The 20,756-nt window shown below is 52.0% G+C and carries 19 protein-coding genes and 6 tRNA genes; 2 read left to right on the top strand and 23 right to left on the bottom strand.

Annotation, left to right across the window (positions count from 1 at the left end; translation table 11 throughout):
* Positions 1 to 23 precede the first annotated feature (23 nt).
* The 6 genes from rlmH to leuS form a co-directional block, all read right to left on the bottom strand.
* Positions 24 to 494: a 23S rRNA (pseudouridine(1915)-N(3))-methyltransferase RlmH gene (gene rlmH / locus SAQUA_RS17065; protein ID WP_380681118.1), complete on the bottom strand. Its 471-nt coding sequence runs from the start codon at positions 492 to 494 to the stop codon at positions 24 to 26.
* Positions 495 to 497: 3 nt separating this feature from the next.
* On the bottom strand, positions 498 to 815 hold the full coding sequence (gene rsfS / locus SAQUA_RS17060; RefSeq protein ID WP_380681245.1) for a ribosome silencing factor: 318 nt from the start codon (positions 813 to 815) through the stop codon (positions 498 to 500).
* Between the two features lie 185 nt (positions 816 to 1,000).
* Entirely contained in the window at positions 1,001 to 1,663 is a 663-nt protein-coding gene (gene nadD / locus SAQUA_RS17055) for a nicotinate-nucleotide adenylyltransferase (RefSeq protein ID WP_380681115.1), read from the bottom strand.
* The gene (gene holA, locus SAQUA_RS17050; protein ID WP_380681111.1) at positions 1,653 to 2,687 is read right to left on the bottom strand and encodes a DNA polymerase III subunit delta; all 1,035 of its coding nucleotides are present in this window, start codon (positions 2,685 to 2,687) and stop codon (positions 1,653 to 1,655) included. The genes nadD and holA overlap by 11 nt, the downstream gene beginning before the upstream one ends.
* On the bottom strand, positions 2,684 to 3,247 hold the full coding sequence (gene lptE / locus SAQUA_RS17045; protein WP_380681108.1) for an LPS assembly lipoprotein LptE: 564 nt from the start codon (positions 3,245 to 3,247) through the stop codon (positions 2,684 to 2,686). The genes holA and lptE overlap by 4 nt, the downstream gene beginning before the upstream one ends.
* A 14-nt stretch (positions 3,248 to 3,261) precedes the next feature.
* A complete protein-coding gene (gene leuS / locus SAQUA_RS17040) occupies positions 3,262 to 5,844 on the bottom strand; it encodes a leucine--tRNA ligase (protein WP_380681105.1) in 2,583 nt (860 codons plus the stop codon).
* Between the two features lie 369 nt (positions 5,845 to 6,213).
* Between leuS and SAQUA_RS17035 the strand changes: the two genes are divergently transcribed.
* Positions 6,214 to 6,696 (top strand): zinc ribbon-containing protein, encoded by a 483-nt coding sequence (locus tag SAQUA_RS17035; RefSeq protein WP_380681102.1) that lies wholly within the window; start codon positions 6,214 to 6,216, stop codon positions 6,694 to 6,696.
* Positions 6,697 to 6,792: 96 nt separating this feature from the next.
* Here the strand turns inward: SAQUA_RS17035 and SAQUA_RS17030 are convergent, their stop codons facing one another.
* From SAQUA_RS17030 to miaB, 10 genes are all read right to left on the bottom strand, one after another.
* Positions 6,793 to 7,518 (bottom strand): amino acid ABC transporter ATP-binding protein, encoded by a 726-nt coding sequence (locus SAQUA_RS17030; RefSeq protein ID WP_380681099.1) that lies wholly within the window; start codon positions 7,516 to 7,518, stop codon positions 6,793 to 6,795.
* Positions 7,518 to 8,192: a glutamate/aspartate ABC transporter permease GltK gene (gene gltK / locus SAQUA_RS17025; RefSeq protein WP_380681096.1), complete on the bottom strand. Its 675-nt coding sequence runs from the start codon at positions 8,190 to 8,192 to the stop codon at positions 7,518 to 7,520. Before gltK ends, SAQUA_RS17030 begins: the two co-directional genes overlap by 1 nt.
* The gene (locus SAQUA_RS17020) at positions 8,192 to 8,932 is read right to left on the bottom strand and encodes an amino acid ABC transporter permease (protein ID WP_380681093.1); all 741 of its coding nucleotides are present in this window, start codon (positions 8,930 to 8,932) and stop codon (positions 8,192 to 8,194) included. The genes gltK and SAQUA_RS17020 overlap by 1 nt, the downstream gene beginning before the upstream one ends.
* A gap of 264 nt (positions 8,933 to 9,196) precedes the next feature.
* The gene (locus tag SAQUA_RS17015) at positions 9,197 to 10,093 is read right to left on the bottom strand and encodes an amino acid ABC transporter substrate-binding protein (RefSeq protein ID WP_380681090.1); all 897 of its coding nucleotides are present in this window, start codon (positions 10,091 to 10,093) and stop codon (positions 9,197 to 9,199) included.
* A gap of 369 nt (positions 10,094 to 10,462) precedes the next feature.
* Positions 10,463 to 11,992: an apolipoprotein N-acyltransferase gene (gene lnt, locus SAQUA_RS17010; protein ID WP_380681087.1), complete on the bottom strand. Its 1,530-nt coding sequence runs from the start codon at positions 11,990 to 11,992 to the stop codon at positions 10,463 to 10,465.
* Between the two features lie 7 nt (positions 11,993 to 11,999).
* Positions 12,000 to 12,878, bottom strand: coding sequence for a CNNM family magnesium/cobalt transport protein CorC (corC, locus tag SAQUA_RS17005; RefSeq protein ID WP_380681084.1), 879 nt, complete (start codon positions 12,876 to 12,878; stop codon positions 12,000 to 12,002).
* 82 nt (positions 12,879 to 12,960) lie between these two features.
* On the bottom strand, positions 12,961 to 13,434 hold the full coding sequence (gene ybeY, locus SAQUA_RS17000; RefSeq protein WP_380681081.1) for an rRNA maturation RNase YbeY: 474 nt from the start codon (positions 13,432 to 13,434) through the stop codon (positions 12,961 to 12,963).
* The gene (locus tag SAQUA_RS16995) at positions 13,431 to 14,486 is read right to left on the bottom strand and encodes a PhoH family protein (RefSeq protein ID WP_380681078.1); all 1,056 of its coding nucleotides are present in this window, start codon (positions 14,484 to 14,486) and stop codon (positions 13,431 to 13,433) included. Before SAQUA_RS16995 ends, ybeY begins: the two co-directional genes overlap by 4 nt.
* 232 nt (positions 14,487 to 14,718) lie before the next feature.
* On the bottom strand, positions 14,719 to 15,054 hold the full coding sequence (locus tag SAQUA_RS16990) for a zinc ribbon domain-containing protein YjdM (protein ID WP_380681074.1): 336 nt from the start codon (positions 15,052 to 15,054) through the stop codon (positions 14,719 to 14,721).
* Between the two features lie 121 nt (positions 15,055 to 15,175).
* On the bottom strand, positions 15,176 to 16,600 hold the full coding sequence (gene miaB / locus SAQUA_RS16985; protein ID WP_380681070.1) for a tRNA (N6-isopentenyl adenosine(37)-C2)-methylthiotransferase MiaB: 1,425 nt from the start codon (positions 16,598 to 16,600) through the stop codon (positions 15,176 to 15,178).
* A 197-nt stretch (positions 16,601 to 16,797) separates the two neighbouring features.
* Between miaB and ubiF the strand changes: the two genes are divergently transcribed.
* Positions 16,798 to 17,979: a 3-demethoxyubiquinol 3-hydroxylase gene (ubiF, locus tag SAQUA_RS16980; RefSeq protein WP_380681067.1), complete on the top strand. Its 1,182-nt coding sequence runs from the start codon at positions 16,798 to 16,800 to the stop codon at positions 17,977 to 17,979.
* A 93-nt stretch (positions 17,980 to 18,072) separates the two neighbouring features.
* Here the strand turns inward: ubiF and SAQUA_RS16975 are convergent.
* From SAQUA_RS16975 to asnB, 7 genes are all read right to left on the bottom strand, one after another.
* A tRNA-Gln gene (locus tag SAQUA_RS16975) sits at positions 18,073 to 18,147 on the bottom strand.
* Positions 18,148 to 18,169: 22 nt separating this feature from the next.
* Positions 18,170 to 18,246, bottom strand: a tRNA-Met gene (locus tag SAQUA_RS16970).
* A 39-nt stretch (positions 18,247 to 18,285) separates the two neighbouring features.
* Positions 18,286 to 18,360: transfer RNA gene (locus SAQUA_RS16965), tRNA-Gln, on the bottom strand.
* A gap of 41 nt (positions 18,361 to 18,401) precedes the next feature.
* Positions 18,402 to 18,476 (bottom strand) — tRNA-Gln (locus SAQUA_RS16960).
* Positions 18,477 to 18,504: 28 nt separating this feature from the next.
* Positions 18,505 to 18,589 (bottom strand) — tRNA-Leu (locus tag SAQUA_RS16955).
* 6 nt (positions 18,590 to 18,595) lie between these two features.
* A tRNA-Met gene (locus SAQUA_RS16950) sits at positions 18,596 to 18,672 on the bottom strand.
* Positions 18,673 to 19,038: 366 nt separating this feature from the next.
* On the bottom strand, positions 19,039 to 20,703 hold the full coding sequence (asnB, locus tag SAQUA_RS16945; protein WP_380681064.1) for an asparagine synthase B: 1,665 nt from the start codon (positions 20,701 to 20,703) through the stop codon (positions 19,039 to 19,041).
* Positions 20,704 to 20,756: the final 53 nt, after the last annotated feature.

The following is a 20,756-nucleotide window of genomic DNA, read 5'->3' as shown; positions in this document are numbered from 1 at the left end:
CACTCTGTTGCTGTCACTACCGGCTATTCCCGGTGGTAAGGATGATTTGTAGTAATACTCCACGCACGGTAGAGGCTCTCTGCCACAAAAACACGCACTAAAGGATGCGGTAACGTCAGTGGAGAGAGTGACCAACTCTGCTCAGCGGCGGCTTTACATGCCGGAGCCAAGCCTTCAGGGCCGCCGATCAACAGGCTGACGTTACGGCCATCCTGCTTCCATCGTTCGAGTTGCTGCGCCAACTGTGGTGTTTCCCACGGTGTTCCCGGGATATCCAGCGTGACAATCCGGTTGCCTTTTCCTACCGCAGCCAGCATCTGCTCGCCTTCTTTTTCCAGAATGCGCTTGATATCCGCGTTTTTACCGCGCTTGCCTGCCGGGATTTCGGTCAGTTCGAACGGCATATCTTTTGGAAAACGGTGCAGGTAATCCATAAAGCCGGTCTGAACCCAGTCAGGCATCTTGGTACCGACTGCAACCAATTGCAGTTTCACGGCTTAACTCCAGAGCTTTTCCAGTTCATACAGGCGGCGGCTCTCTTCCTGCATCACATGCACAATCACTTCGCCCAGGTCAACGACCACCCAGTCAGAAACAGCCTGGCCTTTCATACCAAACAGCTCCATGCCAATGGCACGGGATTCCTGGATGACATACTCTGCAATCGACATCACATGGCGGGTAGATGTTCCGGTGCAGATGACCATACAATCGGTGATACTGGATTTTCCCTTAACATCCAGGGTGATAATATCTTGGCCTTTCATGTCATCAATTTTATCGATGACGAAATCTTGGAGCGCTTTACCTTGCAAAGGTTCCCCCCTCGGGAGTGTTCTGTTCATCAGGCTGCCGCGGGCAACTGCTCGCAATTACGACCTGAATGATGATGGTGTTGGCAGGATGCCACTGTACGCCTTTTGGCCACAGTCCGATCCACAAAGGTCTCCGGGCTTGTCGGCGGATACCTGAAAAATAGCGGCGCAGTATAGCATGTGGCCTAGCGATATAAACCCTGTAACGCGATATAACGCTGAACAGAGCGCGGCAGTAAATCGTCACAACTGATGCCTTGATGGCGGCGCTGGCGTATCTCGGTGGCTGAGATCTCCAATAACGGCGTATCTGCCAGATAGATGTAGCCGTTTGGCCGCTGACTTAGCTGGTCAGCATCGGCAACCAGATGTTGTTCCAACCACTGCTGCAACTCTGGTGTATCCATCTGCGCATTATAGCCAGGCCGCGCGAGCACCAATAGATGACAAACGCCCAATAGTGCTTGCCATCGATGCCATTTATGCAATGTCAGCAGAGAGTCCTGGCCAATGATAAACGCCAAAGGCAATGTTTCGCCACGTTCTTTACGAATCGTTTCTAACGTATCGATGGTGTATGACGGTGCTGTGCGATGTAATTCGCGATCGTCAACGGTAAACAGCGGATTATCGGCAATCGCCAGTGTGACCATTTTAAGCCGTTGCTGTGCGTTGGCGATGGGTTGAGGACGATGAGGCGGCACATGATTGGGCAACAAAGTAACCTGACTCAGGCCGACTTCTTTTGCCAATGCTTCGACCGGGCGCAGGTGGCCGTAATGGATCGGGTCAAAAGTCCCCCCGAAAAAGGCTTGAAGAATATGAGAGTTTTTCGGGTTAGCGGGCATCAGTGAAACTCATGGCCAGAGGTTTGCCGCAAAGCAGCATTGATAGGGTTTCGAGCTCCGGCCAAACCGACTGACCGTAGTCCTTCTTGAGTGTTATCTCTAATTGCGCCAGTAAACGTACCGCTTGCTGAAGTTGCTGCGCTGACAAACGCTGCAATGCCTGAGTGATCAGGTTACGCCGATTTTGCCAGACTTTTTGCTGATCGAACAACGTGCGCAACGGGGTATTTGCCATCTTGCGCTGCAGGGTCAACAGCATCAGTAATTCGCGTTGTAACGTACGCAGCAGGATCACCGGTTCAACATCTTCTTGTTGCAGCTGCTGTAGGATATGCCAGGCACGTTTACTTTTGCCAGCCAACAGCGCATCCATCCAGTGGAAAGGCGTAAAATGGGCGGCATCGTTTACCGCCTGCTCAACACGGGGCAGGGTAAGCTTGCCGTCGGGATGCAATAACGCCAGACGCTCCAGCGCTTGCGACAGCGCTAACAGATTACCTTCATAGCAATAACACAGCAGTTGGTTAGCCGCATCGTCAAGATCAAGCTGCATGGATTTTGCCCGTAGCGAGACCCAACGCGGCAATTGAGCCAGTTCTGGAGTCTGGCAACTGATCAACACCCCTTTGGGGCTGAGCGCCTTGAACCAGGCGCTGTTCTCCTGCGCTTTGGTCAGCCGGGGGCCGCGCAATACCAGCAGAATATCCTCATGCAGCAGCCCTGCCAGTTTGACCAATTGCTCGCCTATCGGGGCCGTAGGACCATTTTCAGGGAAGGTCAATAACAGCGTCTGCCGGCTGGCAAACAGGCTCATCGCCTGGCACAGGCTGAAAATAGCGTCCCAGTCGGTTTGAGCATCCAGAGCGATACTGTAGTGTTCGGTGAATTCTTGCTGCTGGGCGGCCTGACGGATGAGGTCTTGGCTTTCCTGCAGCAACAAAGGTTCGTTACCACTCAATAAATAACAGGCGCGCACTCCTTCACGGAGTTGCGCGGCGAGTTGTTCAGGATAAAGGCGAATCATTGTGCGCTGGCACTGGCAACTTTTTCACCGGCGGCGGCAGCCTTTTGCTGAGTTTCCACCAGTGCAGCATGAATGGATACCAACTTACGTATGAGCTGCTGCGCTGCCTGCTTGCGCATTTCCTGCATAATCAGCTCTTGTTCAGCGTCTTTAGCGAGCGCGGTCAACGGGTTATCAAAGAACGAACGGAATATTTTGACGTTGATGGGATAAAGGTCTTGCCCAGGTATTAATACCTGCGCCTGAACCGTCATCACCATCTGAAACTCCGCTGTTTTACCATCCTGGAAGATGGAAACCGTGTCCTGGCTTTGCGTTGAACTGACAATGCGCAATGAAGGGATATCTTTGCGCAACGGATCACTCTTGACAATCTCGGCACCGCTGAGGCGCAACTGTTCGCGCACCGCACGTGTCAAGGGGCCGAAGGGATCGTAGCTATCCAATATCAGCGTATGCAATTCTGTAGGTACCTGCGTGTTGCCACGCAGGTGAAAACCGCAGCCAGCGGTGACCAGCACCGCCAACCCCAGCAACAACGTCAGAATACGATGCTGCACAAAGCCTCCTTGGGTTAACCCACGACCAGGTTAAGCAATTTGCCTGGAATATAGACCACTTTTCGTATGGTGACCCCTTCCAGATATTTAGCCACCAGATGCTCTTGGGCGGCGCTATCACGCACTTGTTCTTCGCTGGCATCGGCAGGCACAGTGATTTTGGCGCGTACCTTACCGTTAACCTGAACCACAACCAGTTTGGAGTCTTCTACCATCGCTGCATCATCGGCCAGTGGCCACGCAGCGGTGTCCACATCACCTTCGCCGTTCAAGGCCTGCCACAGGCTGAAGCAGACGTGCGGAGTAAACGGATACAGCATACGGACCACCGCCAGTAATGCCTCCTGCAGCAGCGCACGATCCTGTTCGGTTTCCTGTGGTGCACGGCCCAACTTATTCATAAACTCCATCACGGCGGCAATCGCAGTGTTGAAGGTCTGGCGGCGGCCGATATCATCGGTCACTTTAGCGATGGTTTTATGCAAATCACGGCGCAACGCTTTCTGATCTTCATTCAGTGTGGCGACATTCAGCGGCTGAACGGCCCCTTTTGACACGTGATCGAAGGCCAGTTTCCAGACGCGTTTCAGGAAGCGGTTAGCACCTTCAACACCAGACTCTTGCCACTCCAGCGTCATTTCAGCCGGCGAGGCAAACATCATGAACAGACGAACGGTATCTGCACCATATTTCTCTACCATGACTTGCGGATCGATGCCGTTATTCTTCGACTTCGACATTTTGCTCATGCCGGCATAAACCAGTTCATTGCCATCAGGATCGGTAGCCTTGACAATGCGGCCTTTCTCGTCGCGTTCGACCGTGGCATCAACCGGAGAAACCCAGATACGTTCGCCATTCTTGCCGGTGCGGTAGAAGGCATCTGCCAGAACCATTCCCTGACACAGCAGGCGTTTGGCAGGTTCATCAGAATCAACCAACCCAGCGTCACGCATCAGTTTGTGGAAGAAGCGGAAATACATCAGGTGCATGATGGCGTGTTCGATACCACCAACATATTGATCGACCGGTAGCCAGTAGTTTGCTGCAGCCGGATCCAGCATGCCTTCATCGTACTGCGGGCAAGTATAGCGAGCGTAGTACCAGGACGACTCCATAAAGGTATCGAAGGTGTCGGTTTCACGCAGTGCCGGCTGGCCGTTAACCGTGGTTTTAGCCCACTCGGGGTCAGCTTTGATGGGGCTGGTGATACCATCCATAACCACATCTTCCGGCAGGATCACCGGCAGTTGATCTTCAGGTGTAGGAATAACGGTACCGTCTTCCAGTGTCACCATCGGGATCGGGGCTCCCCAATAGCGCTGACGGGATACTCCCCAGTCGCGCAGGCGATAGTTGACTTTACGCTGACCAACACCCTTGGCGACCAGCTTATCGGCGATAGCGTTGAAACCTGCCTGATGCTCCAGACCGTCGAATTCAGCGGAGTTAAAGAGAGCACCCTTTTCAGTCATCGCTTCTGCGCTGACGTCGGGTTCGCTACCGTCAAGATTGAGGATCACCGGCTTGATTTGCAGGCCGTATTTGCTGGCGAACTCCCAGTCACGCTGATCGTGGGCGGGAACCGCCATTACGGCACCTGTGCCGTACTCCATCAAGACGAAGTTGGCAACCCAGATTGGCAGTTTTTCACCGCTCAACGGATGAATGGCAAACAGGCCGGTAGCCATGCCTTTCTTTTCCATGGTGGCCATTTCGGCTTCAGCTACTTTGGTGTTGCGGCATTCGTCGATGAATTCAACCAGCGCCGGATTGTTCTCCGCACCAAGCTGCGCCAGTGGGTGACCCGCAGCAACGGCCACATAAGTCGCCCCCATGAAGGTATCCGGGCGAGTGGTATAAACGGTGACTTTCTCATCGCTGTTGGCCACATCGAAGGTGATCTCTACCCCTTCAGATCGACCAATCCAGTTGCGCTGCATGGTTTTCACCTGCTCTGGCCAGCTTTCAAGCGTGTCCAGATCGTTTAGCAACTGATCGGCATAGTCGGTGATTTTAATGAACCACTGTGGGATCTCTTTGCGTTCAACTTTGGTATCGCAACGCCAGCAGCAGCCATCAATAACCTGTTCGTTGGCCAGTACGGTGAGATCGTGTGGGCACCAGTTCACCGCAGAGGTCTTTTTGTAAACCAAGCCTTTTTCATACAACTTGGTAAAGAACCACTGTTCCCAACGGTAGTAGTCGGGTTTGCAGGTGGCAATCTCACGATCCCAGTCATAGCCGAAGCCCAGCAGTTTGAGCTGGTTCTTCATATATTCGATATTGTCGTAGGTCCAGGGGGCCGGGGCGGTATTGTTTTTTACCGCAGCCCCCTCCGCTGGCAAACCAAAAGCATCCCAGCCGATTGGCTGTAGTACGTTCTTACCCAACATACGCTGGTAGCGGGAGATCACGTCGCCAATGGTGTAGTTACGAACATGACCCATGTGCAGGCGACCTGAAGGGTATGGCAGCATGGATAGGCAGTAGTACTTTTCCTTGCTGGCGTCTTCGGTAACCTTGAAAGTTTGCTTCTCTTGCCAGTGAAGCTGTACGTTCGGCTCAATATCTTCGGGGCGGTATTGCTCTTGCATGGCGGCTGGTGGTCCTATTGGTGTAAACAGCTATCCCTTTGTCTTTCAAGCCACAGCGTGGTTGGCTGTGTACCTTCAACCCAGTCAAAGGGTTGACGTACTGGCGCTTTCGCCGCGTTTTGAAATCTACCGGGGATATTCCGTAGCATTCTGTTGAGTACTGATAGATCCGCATAGCATAGCTGATAAGACCTCCCGGCAACAACACCAAGCACCTTGACTCGGTGTATTAATCAAAAGCGTGTCATGATGTGACTCACAATCTGTCGATCCCTCACCTTGCACCCTACATCAGTGATTTACGGCTAAAATGATAGAGAGTAGTTTGGGAAGGGGAGTCCTATCACTGTATTTCATTGAGGAGGGGCTATGAACAAGGTTGCTCGGTATTACCGCGAGTTGGTGGCATCGCTGACGGAACGTTTGAAGAACGGTGAGCGTGACATTGACGAACTGGTCAGCAGCGCTGAGAAGCGGCTGAACAAGTTAGGGGAGTTGACCCACACGGAGGTAGAGCAGTTGACCCAGGCCGTTCGTCGCGATCTGGAGGAGTTCGCACGCAGCTATGGGGAGAGCCAGGAGGCCTTCACCGATAGCGTGTTTATACGAGTGATTAAGGAAAGCCTGTGGCAAGAACTTGCCGATATCACCGATAAGACGCAGTTGGAATGGCGTGAAGTGTTCAAAGATGTTAGCCACCATGGGGTATATCACAGCGGAGAGGTTGTTGGGTTAGGTAACCTGGTCTGTGAGAAATGCCATCATCATCTTGCTTTCTATACTCCCGAAGTATTGCCAGTATGCCCGAAGTGCGGACACGATCAGTTCCATCGTCGGCCTTTTGAGCCTTAATGGCAACGACGGTCCATAATAGATAAGGGGCTGGAACGCCCCAGAGAAAGTCAGCCTGATATCAAAATGCGCCCGAAAGCCGGGCGCATCTCAGGATTAATGCAGGATTTTCGCCAGGAAGTCTTTGGCGCGCTCGGATTCCGGGTTGTTGAAAAAGTCGTCTTTATTACGATCTTCCACAATTTTGCCTTCATCCATAAAGATAACCCGGTGGGCAACTTTGCGGGCAAAGCCCATCTCGTGCGTAACCACCATCATGGTCATTCCTTCCTGCGCCAACTTCACCATAACATCCAGCACTTCATTGATCATTTCGGGATCCAGTGCCGAGGTGGGTTCGTCGAACAGCATCGCTATGGGGTCCATACACAGAGCTCGGGCGATCGCGACGCGTTGCTGTTGACCACCGGAAAGTTGCCCAGGGAACTTGTTTGCGTGGGCTGAAAGACCCACACGCTCCAGCAGTTTAAGGCCTTTCTCGCGTGCGGCGGCTTTGTCGCGTTTCAGCACTTTTACCTGTGCCAGCGTCAGGTTTTCAAGGATCGATAGGTGGGGAAACAGCTCGAAATGCTGGAACACCATACCCACTTTGGAACGCAGTTGTGCCAGATTGGTACTTTTGTTGTTGACCTGTATGCCGTTCACTTGGATATCGCCTTTCTGAATTGGCTCAAGTCCGTTGACGGTTTTTATCAGGGTCGACTTGCCTGAGCCTGAAGGACCGCAGACTACTACCACTTCGCCTTTTTTGACTTCGGTGGAGCAATCGGTCAGAACCTGAAAGTGACCGTACCACTTAGAAACATTTTTCAGGGATATCATCAAACAGTCCTTTTCTTCAAATAGCTTACCAGCGCCGAGGCGGCAAGGCTGATAACAAAATAGACAAAACCGGCGAACAGGATCATTTCAACCTGCGTACCGTCACGCTCACCAATGGTTGATGCCGTGCGGAAGAAGTCTGCCAGACTCAATACGTAAACCAGAGAGGTATCCTGGAACAGGACGATCCCCTGAGTCAGCAGCAATGGCACCATGGCACGGAATGCCTGCGGCAGTATCACCAATTGCATCGATTGCCAGCGTGTCATCCCCAATGCCAATGAGGCAGAAGATTGACCACGTGAGACGCTCTCGATACCTGCACGGATAATTTCCGAGTAATACGCGGCTTCAAACAGTGCAAAGGCTACCATAGCCGAAATCAGGCGAATATCGGCTTTTGGTGACAGCCCTAGAACCTGTTGTAATAAGCTTGGAACCACCAGATAGAACCACAACAGCACCATCACCAGTGGGACGGAACGGAACAGGTTGACGTACAGCGCGGCAAACCAACTTATCGGTTTTATCGGTGACAGACGCATTACGGCCAGAATAGTGCCCCAGATAATGCCGAACACAATAGCCGTCACGGTAATTTTCAGTGTTACGCCAAGCCCTTGCAGCAGATACGGGAAGCTTGGGATAATCGATCCCCAATCAAACTCGTGCATTATTTACTCCCCATATTGCCAGGCAACTGCACTTTCTTCTCGACGAACCGCATAAACACCATGATAACGGCATTGATAAAGACATAAGCGAGCGTAATCGCGGTAAAGGACTCATAGGCATGCGCCGAATAATCCAGTAGCTTGCCGGCCTGCGCGGCCATATCCACCAACCCGATGGTTGATGCGATAGCGGAGTTTTTCACCAGATTCATCATTTCCGAGGTCATCGGTGGCACAATCACCCGGTAGGCGTTTGGCAGCAACACATAGCGATAGGTTTGCGGCAGCGTCAGGCCCATTGCCAACCCGGCAGCGCGCTGGCCGCGGGGAAGGGACTGGATCCCGGCGCGGACCTGTTCACATACGCGTGCTGCGGTGAACAACCCAAGACATAGCATTGAGGAGACGAAGAACTGAACGTTGGGATCAAGTTCGGTTTTAAACCACATGCCAATATCGATGGGCAGCAGTTCGGGTATCACCAGATACCAGGTAAAAAATTGCACGATCAACGGCACGTTACGAAACAGCTCGACGTAACAGGTCCCCAAGGCGGAGAGAAAGCGGTTAGGTACGGTACGCAAGATACCGAACAGTGAACCGACAAATAAAGCGATAATCCACGCACAGACTGAGAGGGCAACCGTTACCTGAAAACCAGACCAGATCCAGCCCAGGTAAGTGGTATTCCCAAACGGGGCCTGCTGCAGAAAGATACCCCAGTTCCAATCTATTGACATAACAAACTCCGTTAAACAGGTGCAGAGCACCTTAAAGCGTGACGACTGTTCAGTGGCTGCAGCACGCTAGACGCGATGCTCAATACCTTGAGCGATTCCAGAAAGGGTGCGGGAGGGGAACGGCCTCCCGCATTCCTGCCTGTCTGATTGCCAGTCATCAACTGAACCGGTTGCCTACAAGGGTATGTACCCTCCAGTGACCACAAGCATTGCTTACTGGCAATGAAAGGGCACAATCCAAGTATTCCGGCCTTATCTTTTATGTTAGTTCAGTGCTTTGTCGTTAGGCTCTTTGAACAACTGCTTCATGTCATCGGACAATTCGAAGTTCATGTTAAGGTTTTTCGGTGGGATAGGCTGTTTGAACCAAATCTCAAACGATTTGGCAGCCTGACCAGAAGTCTGGGCCTGTGCGATGGTTTCATCGACCAGTTTTTTGAATTCCGGGTCGTCTTTACGCATCATGCAGCCATAGGCTTCTTTGGATTGCGGAGTGCCGACAATTTCCCATTGATCGGGTTTCTTGGCTTTCGCACGTTCACCGGCCAACAGTGCATCATCCATCATAAATGCCACAGCACGGCTACTTTCCAGGGTGCGGAAAGAGTCACCATGGTCTTTGGCACTGATGATGCGCATTTTCATCTGATCTTTTTCATTCAGCTTGTTGAGCAGCACTTCAGAGGTGGTGCCTGAAGTGACCACTACGGCTTTGTCCGCCAAATCTTTAAATTCTTTGATATCAGTACCTTTCTTCACCAGTAGGCGAGTACCGACAACGAAGATGGTATTGGAGAACGCAGCCTGTTGCTGACGCTCAAGGTTGTTAGTGGTGGAACCACACTCGAAATCGAAGGTACCGTTTTGCAGCAGCGGAATACGGTTCTGCGAGGTGATTGGCAGCATCTTAACTTGCAGATCAGGTGCATTCAGTTTTTTCTTGACGGCATCAACGATTAGGTTGGAATAGTCTTGGGAGTAACCCACAACTTTCTGCTGATTATCGTAGTAGGAGAACGGAACAGAGGATTCACGGTGGCCAACAACAATCACGCCATTATCTTTGATCTTCTTTAGCGTACCGGTCAGTTCTTCCGCATGGGCTACGCTACTTGCCATACCGATTAGCAGTAACGATAACGCCAATTTACGCATTTGCATGGTCCAGCTCCTTTGCTGTTATGGTTGCCCGAACTCAAGGAGTATCGGGCTAAAACGTTATTTAGAGATAGAGTCTTATAACCGATTACCGTAAGAAAATAGCCGATTGTGAACAGTATGAAACTAAGTTGTTTCATTTTTTGCGACGTCACGCGCACCAAATCAATGCAATAAAGTGCCTGTGCACCATCAAGGTGCGCATTATGCCCTTGGCTTGTGCACAAATACGTCGAAAGGTCTGTAAATGTAAATCAGCAATAAACCCCATAGTATTTTTGCAAGGAGCGTGCCAAAAGCAGGGGGGAGATAAGATGTTACAACGCGGTAATAAGGGCACGGTAAGGCACCGTGCCCAGAGAAGGGCGGCAGTTATCTACGGCGCCAGGCAGCAAACAGCGCCATGACACCCAGCACAAGGGTAAGGATCCACACAGGTGCAGAGCCAAAACGGGCATAAGGCGTGACACCGGTAGTTGGTGTTACCTTCACTTCCAGTACTTTGCGGGTGAATTGCGGGATCATTGCAATTACTTCACCCGTTGGGCCAACGGCTGCCGTAACACCATTATTGGTACCTCGTAACAGAGGTCTGCCTAATTCCAGCGCCCGCATGCGTGCTATTTGAAAGTGCTGCCATGGGCCAATAGAGTGGCCAAACCAGGCATCGTTCGAAATGGTCAGCAGGAAGTTGGTATCAGGCCGGAAATTATCGCGTACCTGTTGCCCCAGTACTATTTCATAGCAGATGGCGGCAGTCAGGTTGTAACCACGCACGCTAAGCTGTGGTTGCACGTAATTGCCACGGTTGAATGATGACATAGGCAGATTAAACAATGGCGCCAATGGGCGTAACAGGGTTTCCAGCGGGACAAACTCGCCAAATGGCACCAGGTGGTGCTTGTCATAGCGATTGGCTGCCGGGTAGCTGTAGGGTGTTTCTTCGCCGAGCACGATCACGCTGTTGAAGAACCGGGTTCCCTGAGGAGTCGCCCGTGCGTCAACAATACCGGTGATCAGGCTGCTGTTTTTGGCGCGCATCAGGTCGTCCATCATGGTTAGAAAGCCGTTCTGATTGCTTTCTACGTCTGGAATGGCTGACTCCGGCCAGATGATGATCGGGGCTTTGCCCATAAACGGACGGCTTTCATCCAGGTATGCCTGAAGCGTGGTAAGCAGCGCTTTCGGATCCCACTTCATCGACTGTTCGATATTGCCCTGCACCAAGGCAATGTTCACCGCTTTTTCCGGTTGCGGGGTAAACCACTGTAGTTGGCGCAGTGGCCAGGGTAGCAGAAGCATCGCTACGGCAATAACTGCTGGGGTGATGCGGCGTTGATGAATAGCAAAAACCAGCAGGCCGCTGAGTGACATTAGGATGAATGTTATGGCATCAACCCCCAATAAAGGCGCAATGCCTTTCAATGGGCCCTCTATCTGGCTGTAGCCAAACTGTAACCAAGGGAAACCGGTAAGCACCCAGCCACGCAGGAATTCAGTCAGTTGCCATAAAACTGGCGCGGCAATCGCCAGCCGCCGCCAGGTGGTACGCGGCCATATCCGTGCCAGTAATCCGGCAAAAAGACCGGTATAAAGGGAAAGATAGGCAGCCAGCAGAGCGACCAGAAAGATATTTATGGCAAACGGCATACCACCGAAATCGGCAATGCTGACGTAAACCCAGTTCACACCCGTGCCGAACAGCCCCATTCCCCAGCAGAAACCGAGTACAGCGGATTGTTTGGTGGTGCGGTTGAGGGTTACGGCCAGCAGGCCAAACAGCGAGGCAATAGCAGCAGGCCAAATATCGTATGGGGAGAATGCCAGCGTTCCGCAGGCACCTGACAATAGCGCCAGCAGGGCGCGAACCCGCTGGCGTTGCAGTAATGAGGCTTTAGCCATGTGTAATTTATTCTTCCAGTTTCGGTTGCGGAGAATCGTCCGGAATTTTGACATGAACCTGGATGATACGTCGACTGTCAGCCATCGCGACCTTAAACAGGTAACCTTCGATTTCGATGGTTTCCCCACGCGCAGGAAGGTGGCCGAAGGCTTGCATCACCAGGCCGCCGATGGTGTCTACTTCATCGTCACTGAAGTGGGTGCCGAACGTTTCGTTGAAATCTTCGATGGAGGCCAGCGCCCGTACGGTGAACATATGGCGGCTCAGTTGGCGAACATCACGATCTTCCTCATCGTCATATTCGTCTTCAATTTCGCCGACAATCAGCTCCAGAATATCTTCAATGGTAACCAGACCGGATACGCCGCCGAATTCGTCAATGACGATCGCCATATGGTAACGCTGGGAACGAAACTCCTTCAGCATCCGGTCAACCCGTTTGCTTTCCGGCACCACTACGGCAGGGCGTAATACTTTGTCGATGCTGAACGGTTCAGAATCTGTGCGCATAAACGGCAGCAAATCCTTGGCCATCAGAATGCCTTCGATGTGATCTTTATCTTCGCTGATCACCGGAAAGCGTGAGTGCGCGGATTCTATTATCACGTCCAGACACTCTTCCAGCCGTTGGTTACGCTTGAGCGTTACCATCTGGGAGCGTGGGATCATGATGTCGCGCACGCGCTGTTCGGCGATATCCATCACGCCTTCCAGCATGTCGCGGGTATCGGGGTCGATCAGATCGTTTTGCTCGGAATCACGGATCAGCTCTACCAGATCGCCACGGTTTTTAGGTTCACCGTGGAACAACTGGTTAAGGATAAGAGTAAAGAACCCCTTTTTGGGACTGGGGCTGTCATTGTTTTGAGAATGGTCGTCGCTCATGGCGTTTTAGTTAGTATCACTCATGTCAGAGTTATCAAAGTTAGCGACAGCCCCATTGGGGCTGCGGGAAGCACAGCTAACGTCAGGTGGGATCTTTTTCCGCGAGGTAAGGGTCAGGATAACCCATACCCTGCATAATCTCGGTTTCCAAAGACTCCATTTCTTCGGCTTCATCGTCTGCGATGTGATCATACCCTAGCAGATGAAGGCAGCCGTGAACAACCATATGCGCCCAGTGTGCTTCCAGCGCTTTCTGTTGCTCAATAGCTTCCATTTCAACCACCTGGCGGCAAATGATCAGATCGCCTAGCAAGGGTAATTCGATCCCCGGCGGTGCCTCGAACGGGAATGATAACACGTTGGTGGGCTTGTCTTTACCACGGTACGTCAAATTCAGTTGGTTGCTTTCCTCTTCATCTACCACACGGACGGTGACTTCCGCGACCTCCTGAAACTGCGGCAACACGCTTTCCAGCCAACGCTGGAAAGTGGCTTCATCCGGCAATCCTTCGGTATTGGCACAGGCGATTTGTAAATCCAGAATGACCTGACTCATGGTATTTCCTGCCCAGAGGTGGTTTGCATTTCACGTTTGCGCTGCTCGGCAACGGCATCTTTACGCTTCTGTTCGGCGGCTTCCCAGGCTTCATAGGCGATAACCACCCGAGCGACAACCGGATGCCGCACAACGTCTTCGCTGTGGAAGAAGTTAAAGCTGATCTCTTCCACTTCAGACAATACTTCCACCGCATGGCGTAAACCGGACTTCTGGTTGCGTGGCAGATCGATCTGGGTCACATCACCGGTGATCACCGCTTTCGAGTTAAAACCGATACGCGTCAGGAACATTTTCATCTGTTCGATGGTGGTGTTCTGGCTTTCATCCAGAATGATAAAGGCATCATTCAGCGTACGGCCACGCATATAGGCTAAGGGGGCCACTTCTATTACATTACGTTCGATCAGCTTTTCAACACGCTCGAAGCCCAGCATTTCGAACAGCGCGTCATACAACGGGCGCAGATACGGGTCAACTTTCTGGCTCAGATCCCCCGGCAGGAAGCCTAGCTTCTCACCCGCTTCTACCGCTGGTCGGGTTAATAGAATACGCCGGATTTCCTGGCGTTCCAGCGCATCAACCGCTGCAGCAACCGCCAGGTAGGTCTTGCCTGTTCCCGCCGGGCCAATGCCGAAAGTAATGTCGTGAGCAAAAATATTGGCGATGTATTGTGCCTGATTTGGCGTGCGGGGTTTGACCATGCCACGCTTGGTCTTGATATTTACCGCTTTACCATAATCAGGAACGTTGTCGGCAACCTGCTCCAGAACCCGGCTCTCTTTGATCGCCAGGTGGATCTGTTCTGGATCGATATCCGGGATCACGCCGCGGATAGGGGCGGTATCTACATACAGATGGCGCAGGATATCAGCGGCAGCGACGACACAAATGTTCTTGCCAACCAGTTTGAAGCGGTTGTCGCGGCGATTGATTTCAATGCCCAGCCGACGCTCGAGTTGTTTGATATTGTCATCAAACGGGCCGCACAGGCTAAGTAGGCGTGTGTTGTCTGCGGGCTCTAACAGAATTTCTTGTGTTGCGACGTTCAAATGATTCCTCAAGGCTCAAATAGGGCCTGGTTGATGTCACGTAACGCGCTTTCTGCGCACACGTTCAGAGTAAACCTGGAGTTCTCTGTCTTGAATTATTCATGGAGTGCGGCACTGGCGCAAGTATACCCTGAACTATCTGTGCGTCTTAGTAGGAATTCAAGAGGGGGAAGGTAAAACAGGCCAAATAGTTTGGCCCGTAAACATGCAGTAACGTGGCTACCCGGTGGGATCAGTTCTTTTTAACAAATTCGGATTTCAGCTTCATCGGGCCAAAACCGTCGATCTTGCAATCGATGTTGTGATCGCCTTCTACCAGACGGATGTTCTTCACTTTGGTACCGATTTTCAGCATTGAAGAACTGCCTTTGACTTTCAGATCCTTGATTACCGTTACGGCATCACCATCCGCCAGCAGGTTACCGTTAGCATCTTTGACAACCAGGGAGTCTGCGTCTTCTGCCAGTGCACTGTCGCTCCATTCATGGGCACATTCTGGGCAAATGAACAGATCGTTGTCCTGATAGGTGTATTCGGAGTTGCACTTCGGGCAGTGTGGGAGTTGCATTATTGTGTCGCCTCATAAACAAAATAAAAAAAGAAAAACAGCCGGGCGGAAACCACCCGGCAGAGAAAAGAAAATGTCAAAATGGCGGGGCAGAAAAACCGCCCATCGGGTTAAATCAGCATCAAGGCTGGAAAGTACCGACGCCCAGTTCATCTTCCTTGCGGGTCCGTGCGATCACCGATAGGGGCGATTCATGCACGCGCAGTTCCATTTGCTGCTCGGTACGTATCACCTTACCGCTTAGTGAATTGGTTCGAGCCTCGGTAATTTCGATATCCACAAACTGGCCGATCATATCTGGCGTGCCTGTGAAAGTGATCCCACGGTTGCACTCAGTACGACCAAAAAGTTCCATAATGTTTTTGCGCGCCGGTCCTTCGACTAAAACCCGTTGAACGGTACCGAGCATGCGGCGACTGAACTGCATCGCTTGTTGGTTGATCCGCTCTTGCAGGATATGCAGACGCTGTTTTTTCTCCTCTTCGCTGACATCATCGACCATGTCTGCAGCCGGAGTACCAGGGCGTGGAGAAAAAATGAAGCTATAACTGTTATCGAAATTGACTTCAGCGATCAGGTTCATGGTCTGTTCAAAGTCTGCCTGCGTCTCCCCAGGGAAACCGACAATGAAGTCTGAACTGACCTGGATATTGGGCCGCGCTTTGCGCAACTTGCGAATAATAGCTTTATATTCCAGTGTGGTATGCGTACGTTTCATTAGGTTCAGGATTCGATCTGAACCACTTTGCACCGGCAGATGCAGGAAGCTGACCAGTTCGGGGGTGTCCTCGTAAACTGCAATGATATCGTCGGTAAATTCGATAGGATGGCTGGTGGTGAAGCGAATACGGTCGATACCATCGATTGCCGCAACCAGGCGTAATAACTCGGCGAACGAGCAGATCCCGCCATCGTAGGTTGGGCCCCGATAAGCATTCACGTTCTGGCCGAGCAGGTTCACCTCGCGCACACCTTGTGCGGCAAGTTGAGCGACTTCGAACAGCACATCGTCGCTTGGGCGGCTGACTTCTTCACCACGTGTGTAGGGCACCACGCAGTAAGTGCAGTACTTGTTACAGCCTTCTATGATCGAGACAAAGGCAGTCGGGCCATCTGCCCGTGGTTCCGGCAAACGGTCGAATTTTTCGATTTCCGGGAAGCTGATATCGACAATCGGGCTGTGGGTGCCTTGGACGTGGTTGATCATTTCCGGCAGGCGGTGCAGCGTTTGTGGCCCAAAAATGATGTCGACATAGGGGGCTCTGCTGCGAATAAGTTCACCTTCCTGTGAAGCTACGCAACCACCTACGCCGATGATTAGTGCCGGGTTCTTTTCCTTCAGCTGTTTCCAGCGGCCAAGCATACCGAAAACTTTTTCCTGCGCTTTCTCGCGAATCGAGCAGGTATTCATCAGCAACACATCAGCTTCTTCGATATTTTCGGTCCACTCATAACCATGCGTGCTTCCCAGTAAGTCTGCCATTTTCGATGAGTCATACTCATTCATCTGGCAGCCCCAGGTTTTGATATGTAGTTTTTTCGTCATTGACTTGCCATTACTCAGTGCGGAGAGAAAATTACGTTACATGTCATGCAGGAAGCGCATTGTAAACATTTGACGCGGTTGTGACCAGCGAAGCGAAAGCAGTATGCGACCTGAAGCCAGATTAAAAATCCGGTACACTAATCCGACATGCCGTAACCGGTCGCACGGCTCTCAATTAACGAACAAGTATAGCCAAAATGATGACTTATCAAAAACAGGTTGATGCCGTTGTGGTTGGCGGCGGGATGGTCGGTGCCGCTGCGGCACTGGGGTTGGCGCGAGCTGGGCTTTCGGTGGCGTTATTGGAACATCAGGCGCCTGAAGCCTTCGACCCCCACAGTTCACCGGATCTGCGGATCTCGGCGATTGGTTGTACCTCGGTCGGTTTGTTGAAACAGCTTGATGCCTGGGCGGCAGTGGAAAAGATGCGCTTGGCGCCTTACCGCAGGCTGGAAACCTGGGAATGGGAGGCTTCGCGTGTGGTGTTTGATGCCGCATCATTGGGGCTGCCTGAACTTGGGTTTATGGTGGAGAACCGTATTTTACAACTTGCGTTGTGGCAGCAGCTCGAACAGTGCGAAAATTTAGCGCTGTACTGCCCTGCCAAGCTTCAGTCGATGCAGCGTGAGCAAGACCACTGGCAGGTCACTTTAAGCTCTTCTGAGGTGCTTCAGGCGCGTTTGGTAGTCGGTGCCGATGGGGCTCACTCACAAGTGCGTAAGTTGGCGGCTATTGGCACCAGCGGCTGGCAGTATCGCCAAGCGTGTATGCTGATAACCGTAGAAACAGCGGCTCCGCAGCAGGATGTCACTTGGCAGCAATTCTTTCCTTCAGGGCCACGAGCTTTTTTACCGCTGTACGATCAATGGGCTTCGCTGGTTTGGTATGACACCCCTGAGCGCATTCGCCAATTGCTGGCGTTACCCATGGCACAGCTCGAAAATGAGATTGCCGCCGCTTTCCCCGACCGCTTGGGAGCCGTGAAAGCCCATGCTGCGGGGGCTTTCCCTCTGGTACGCCGCCACGCACAGCGCTATGTGCAGCCTGGGTTGGTGTTGCTTGGTGATGCTGCCCATACCATTAACCCACTTGCCGGGCAGGGGGTTAATCTCGGCTATCGCGATGTGGATGCCCTCTTGGACGTTGTAACCGCCGCACGTGAGCAAGGGGAAGATTGGGCTGGGGAAGACGTCTTGATGCGTTATCAGCGCCGTCGTCGCACCGACAATCTGTTGATGCAAAGTGGCATGGACCTTTTCTACGGCGTATTCAGCAATGACCTGGCGCCGTTGGGTGTGGCACGTAATCTGGCACTGATGGTGGCGCAACGGGCGGGTAAGTTGAAGGAACATGCGCTGAAGTATGCACTGGGTTTGTAATAGGTCTTGATTCAATCTGGCTCAGCAGCACGAGCCAGTAAATCACTGGATACCAAAAAGCAAAAAGCCCGCCTAAGCGAGCTTTTCTAAATTTGGCTGGGGTGCCAGGATTCGAACCTGGGTATGCTGGTATCAGAAACCAGAGCCTTACCGCTTGGCGACACCCCAATTGTAGTGCAGATGCACAGCATGGTGGCTACGACGGGATTTGAACCTGTGACCCCATCATTATGAGTGATGTGCTCTAACCAGCTGAGCTACGTAGCCATTTATCTAGACTTATTGTTACTAGCCGAGAGTGCTGTATGGCTGGGGTACCTGGATTCGAACCAGGGAATGCCGGTATCAAAAACCGGTGCCTTACCGCTTGGCGATACCCCAATAATACAATTATTTCTTACAGCGCCCCATCCTGAAAAAGATGGCTGGGGTACCTGGATTCGAACCAGGGAATGCCGGTATCAAAAACCGGTGCCTTACCGCTTGGCGATACCCCACCTGCTGTATGCATGACAATGAAGGAAATGGTGCGGGAGGCGAGACTTGAACTCGCACACCTTGCGGCGCTAGAACCTAAATCTAGTGCGTCTACCAATTTCGCCACTCCCGCAAAATTTGGTGGCTACGACGGGATTCGAACCTGTGACCCCATCATTATGAGTGATGTGCTCTAACCAACTGAGCTACGTAGCCATCTTTTTTGCATAACCTTCATCGGCGTTGCGGGGCGCATTATGCGTATATGGCCGTTTTGCGTCAACAAGTTTTTTCCCGAAAAAGCGACTGAACGCTTCATTTGTCTGGGTTGTGAACATTGTGTCGATAAAATCATCAATTCATACGATTATTGGTGGAAAACATCGACAAAAAGGCGGACTTGAAGGCCCGCCGAATGTAAAAACGTTAAGGCTTATTTATAAGCTGGAGGTTGATGAAAAAGTCGCATTCTGACCCGAGATACTCGGGCCTAGCGCACCGAGGGGCGCTCCGACGGCTTACGCCGTTACGACCCCATCGGCACGCTCTCCCTAATAACGGGGTTTGTCAGCAGTCTGAGGCTTATTTATAAGCTGATTGATGCACACCTACGGCGCGGCCAGAAGGGTCGTCCATCTTTTTGAAGGATTCATCCCATTCTATGGCTTTTGCCGAAGAGCAGGCTACCGACGGGCCACCAGGGACACACTCGGCGGCGCTTGGCAATGGGAACAACTCTTCGAAAATCTCACGATACAGGTAGCCTTCTTTTGAGGTAGGCGTGTTGTACGGGAAGCGGAAACCCGCTGTTTCAAGCTGTTGATCGCTAATCTGCTGCGCGGCGACCTCTTTTAGTGTATCGATCCAACTGTAACCCACACCGTCAGAGAACTGTTCTTTCTGGCGCCAGGCCACACTTGCTGGCAGGTAAGATTCAAAACACTGACGGATAATGTGTTTTTCCATCTTGCCGTTACCGCACATTTTGTCTTTCGGGTTGATGCGCATCGCCACATCAAGGAAGTTTTTATCCAGGAAGGGGACGCGTGCTTCTACCCCCCAGGCCGACATGGCTTTGTTGGCGCGGGCACAGTCATACATATGCAGCGCGAGCAACTTACGCACGGTTTCTTCGTGGAACTCTTTGGCGTTTGGCGCTTTATGGAAGTAGAGGTATCCGCCGAATACTTCATCGGCACCCTCACCAGACAGCACCATTTTGATACCCATCGCTTTAATTTTGCGGGACATCAGGTACATCGGCGTTGAGGCACGGATGGTGGTAACGTCATAGGTTTCAATGTGATAGATCACATCGCGGATAGCATCCAGACCTTCTTGCACCGTGAAGTGGATCTCATGATGCACGGTGCCAAGGTGATTAGCCACCTCCTGCGCCGCCCGCAGATCCGGCGAGCCTTCAAGACCAACGGCGAAGGAGTGCAACTGTGGCCACCAGGCTTCGCTACGCTCATTATCTTCCACCCTGCGTGCAGCATATTTTTTGGTAATAGCGGAAATTACCGAGGAGTCCAATCCGCCAGAGAGCAATACGCCGTAGGGAACATCAGACATCAGGTGGCTTTTCACCGACTCTTCCAGCGCATTACGCAGGGCATTGGCATCGGTCACGTTATCCTTGACGTTGTCAAAATCGAACCAATCGCGCTGATAATATTGGCGGATTTCACCGTCCTGGCTCCACAGGTAGCTGCCGGCAGGGAATTCTTTGATGGTACGGCATACCGGAACCAAAGCCTTCATTTCGGAAGCGACAAACCGATTTCCGTGTTCGTCAAAGCCCATGTAGAGCGGGATGATACCGAGATGATCGCGGCCAATCAGGTAGGCATCTTTCTCTGCATCGTATAGCGCAAAGGCGAACATGCCCTGAAGATCGTCTAGGAAGTCCGGTCCCTTTTCCTGATAGAGCGCAAGGATCACTTCACAATCGGAACCTGTCTGAAATTCGTAACGATCTGCCAACTGTTGGCGTAATGCCTGGTGGTTATAAATTTCACCATTAACGGCTAAAACATGGGTGCGCGCGGCGTTGTACAGCGGTTGGGCACCGTTATTCACATCGACGATCGACAAACGCTCATGAACCAGAATGGCTTTATCGCTGGCGTAAACGCCGGACCAATCGGGGCCGCGATGGCGCATCAGGCGAGACAGTTCCAACGCTTTTTTGCGCAATTCAACCGGATCGGACTTAAGATCTAGCACACCGAAAATAGAACACATACAAACTCTCCTAACGACTTTTTGTGGCTGTAATGTTGATGTGCAACATGCCA

The organism is Serratia aquatilis, from assembly GCF_044865145.1.
Lineage (GTDB): Bacteria > Pseudomonadota > Gammaproteobacteria > Enterobacterales > Enterobacteriaceae > Chania > Chania aquatilis.
Note: the sequence above shows the minus strand (reverse complement) of the source record. Positions and strands in the feature narration are given on the sequence as shown.

What these genes read in the sequence shown, in the direction of transcription:
- nadD (WP_380681115.1), bottom strand. Translation starts at nt 1,663, where the DNA reads ATGCCCGCTAACCCGAAAAACTCTCATATTCTTCAAGCCTTTTTCGGG.
- holA (WP_380681111.1), bottom strand. Translation starts at nt 2,687, where the DNA reads ATGATTCGCCTTTATCCTGAACAACTCGCCGCGCAACTCCGTGAAGGA.
- leuS (WP_380681105.1), bottom strand. Translation starts at nt 5,844, where the DNA reads ATGCAAGAGCAATACCGCCCCGAAGATATTGAGCCGAACGTACAGCTT.
- SAQUA_RS17035 (WP_380681102.1), top strand. Translation starts at nt 6,214, where the DNA reads ATGAACAAGGTTGCTCGGTATTACCGCGAGTTGGTGGCATCGCTGACG.
- SAQUA_RS17030 (WP_380681099.1), bottom strand. Translation starts at nt 7,518, where the DNA reads ATGATATCCCTGAAAAATGTTTCTAAGTGGTACGGTCACTTTCAGGTT.
- gltK (WP_380681096.1), bottom strand. Translation starts at nt 8,192, where the DNA reads ATGCACGAGTTTGATTGGGGATCGATTATCCCAAGCTTCCCGTATCTG.
- SAQUA_RS17020 (WP_380681093.1), bottom strand. Translation starts at nt 8,932, where the DNA reads ATGTCAATAGATTGGAACTGGGGTATCTTTCTGCAGCAGGCCCCGTTT.
- SAQUA_RS17015 (WP_380681090.1), bottom strand. Translation starts at nt 10,093, where the DNA reads ATGCAAATGCGTAAATTGGCGTTATCGTTACTGCTAATCGGTATGGCA.
- lnt (WP_380681087.1), bottom strand. Translation starts at nt 11,992, where the DNA reads ATGGCTAAAGCCTCATTACTGCAACGCCAGCGGGTTCGCGCCCTGCTG.
- corC (WP_380681084.1), bottom strand. Translation starts at nt 12,878, where the DNA reads ATGAGCGACGACCATTCTCAAAACAATGACAGCCCCAGTCCCAAAAAG.
- ybeY (WP_380681081.1), bottom strand. Translation starts at nt 13,434, where the DNA reads ATGAGTCAGGTCATTCTGGATTTACAAATCGCCTGTGCCAATACCGAA.
- SAQUA_RS16990 (WP_380681074.1), bottom strand. Translation starts at nt 15,054, where the DNA reads ATGCAACTCCCACACTGCCCGAAGTGCAACTCCGAATACACCTATCAG.
- miaB (WP_380681070.1), bottom strand. Translation starts at nt 16,600, where the DNA reads ATGACGAAAAAACTACATATCAAAACCTGGGGCTGCCAGATGAATGAG.
- ubiF (WP_380681067.1), top strand. Translation starts at nt 16,798, where the DNA reads ATGATGACTTATCAAAAACAGGTTGATGCCGTTGTGGTTGGCGGCGGG.
- asnB (WP_380681064.1), bottom strand. Translation starts at nt 20,703, where the DNA reads ATGTGTTCTATTTTCGGTGTGCTAGATCTTAAGTCCGATCCGGTTGAA.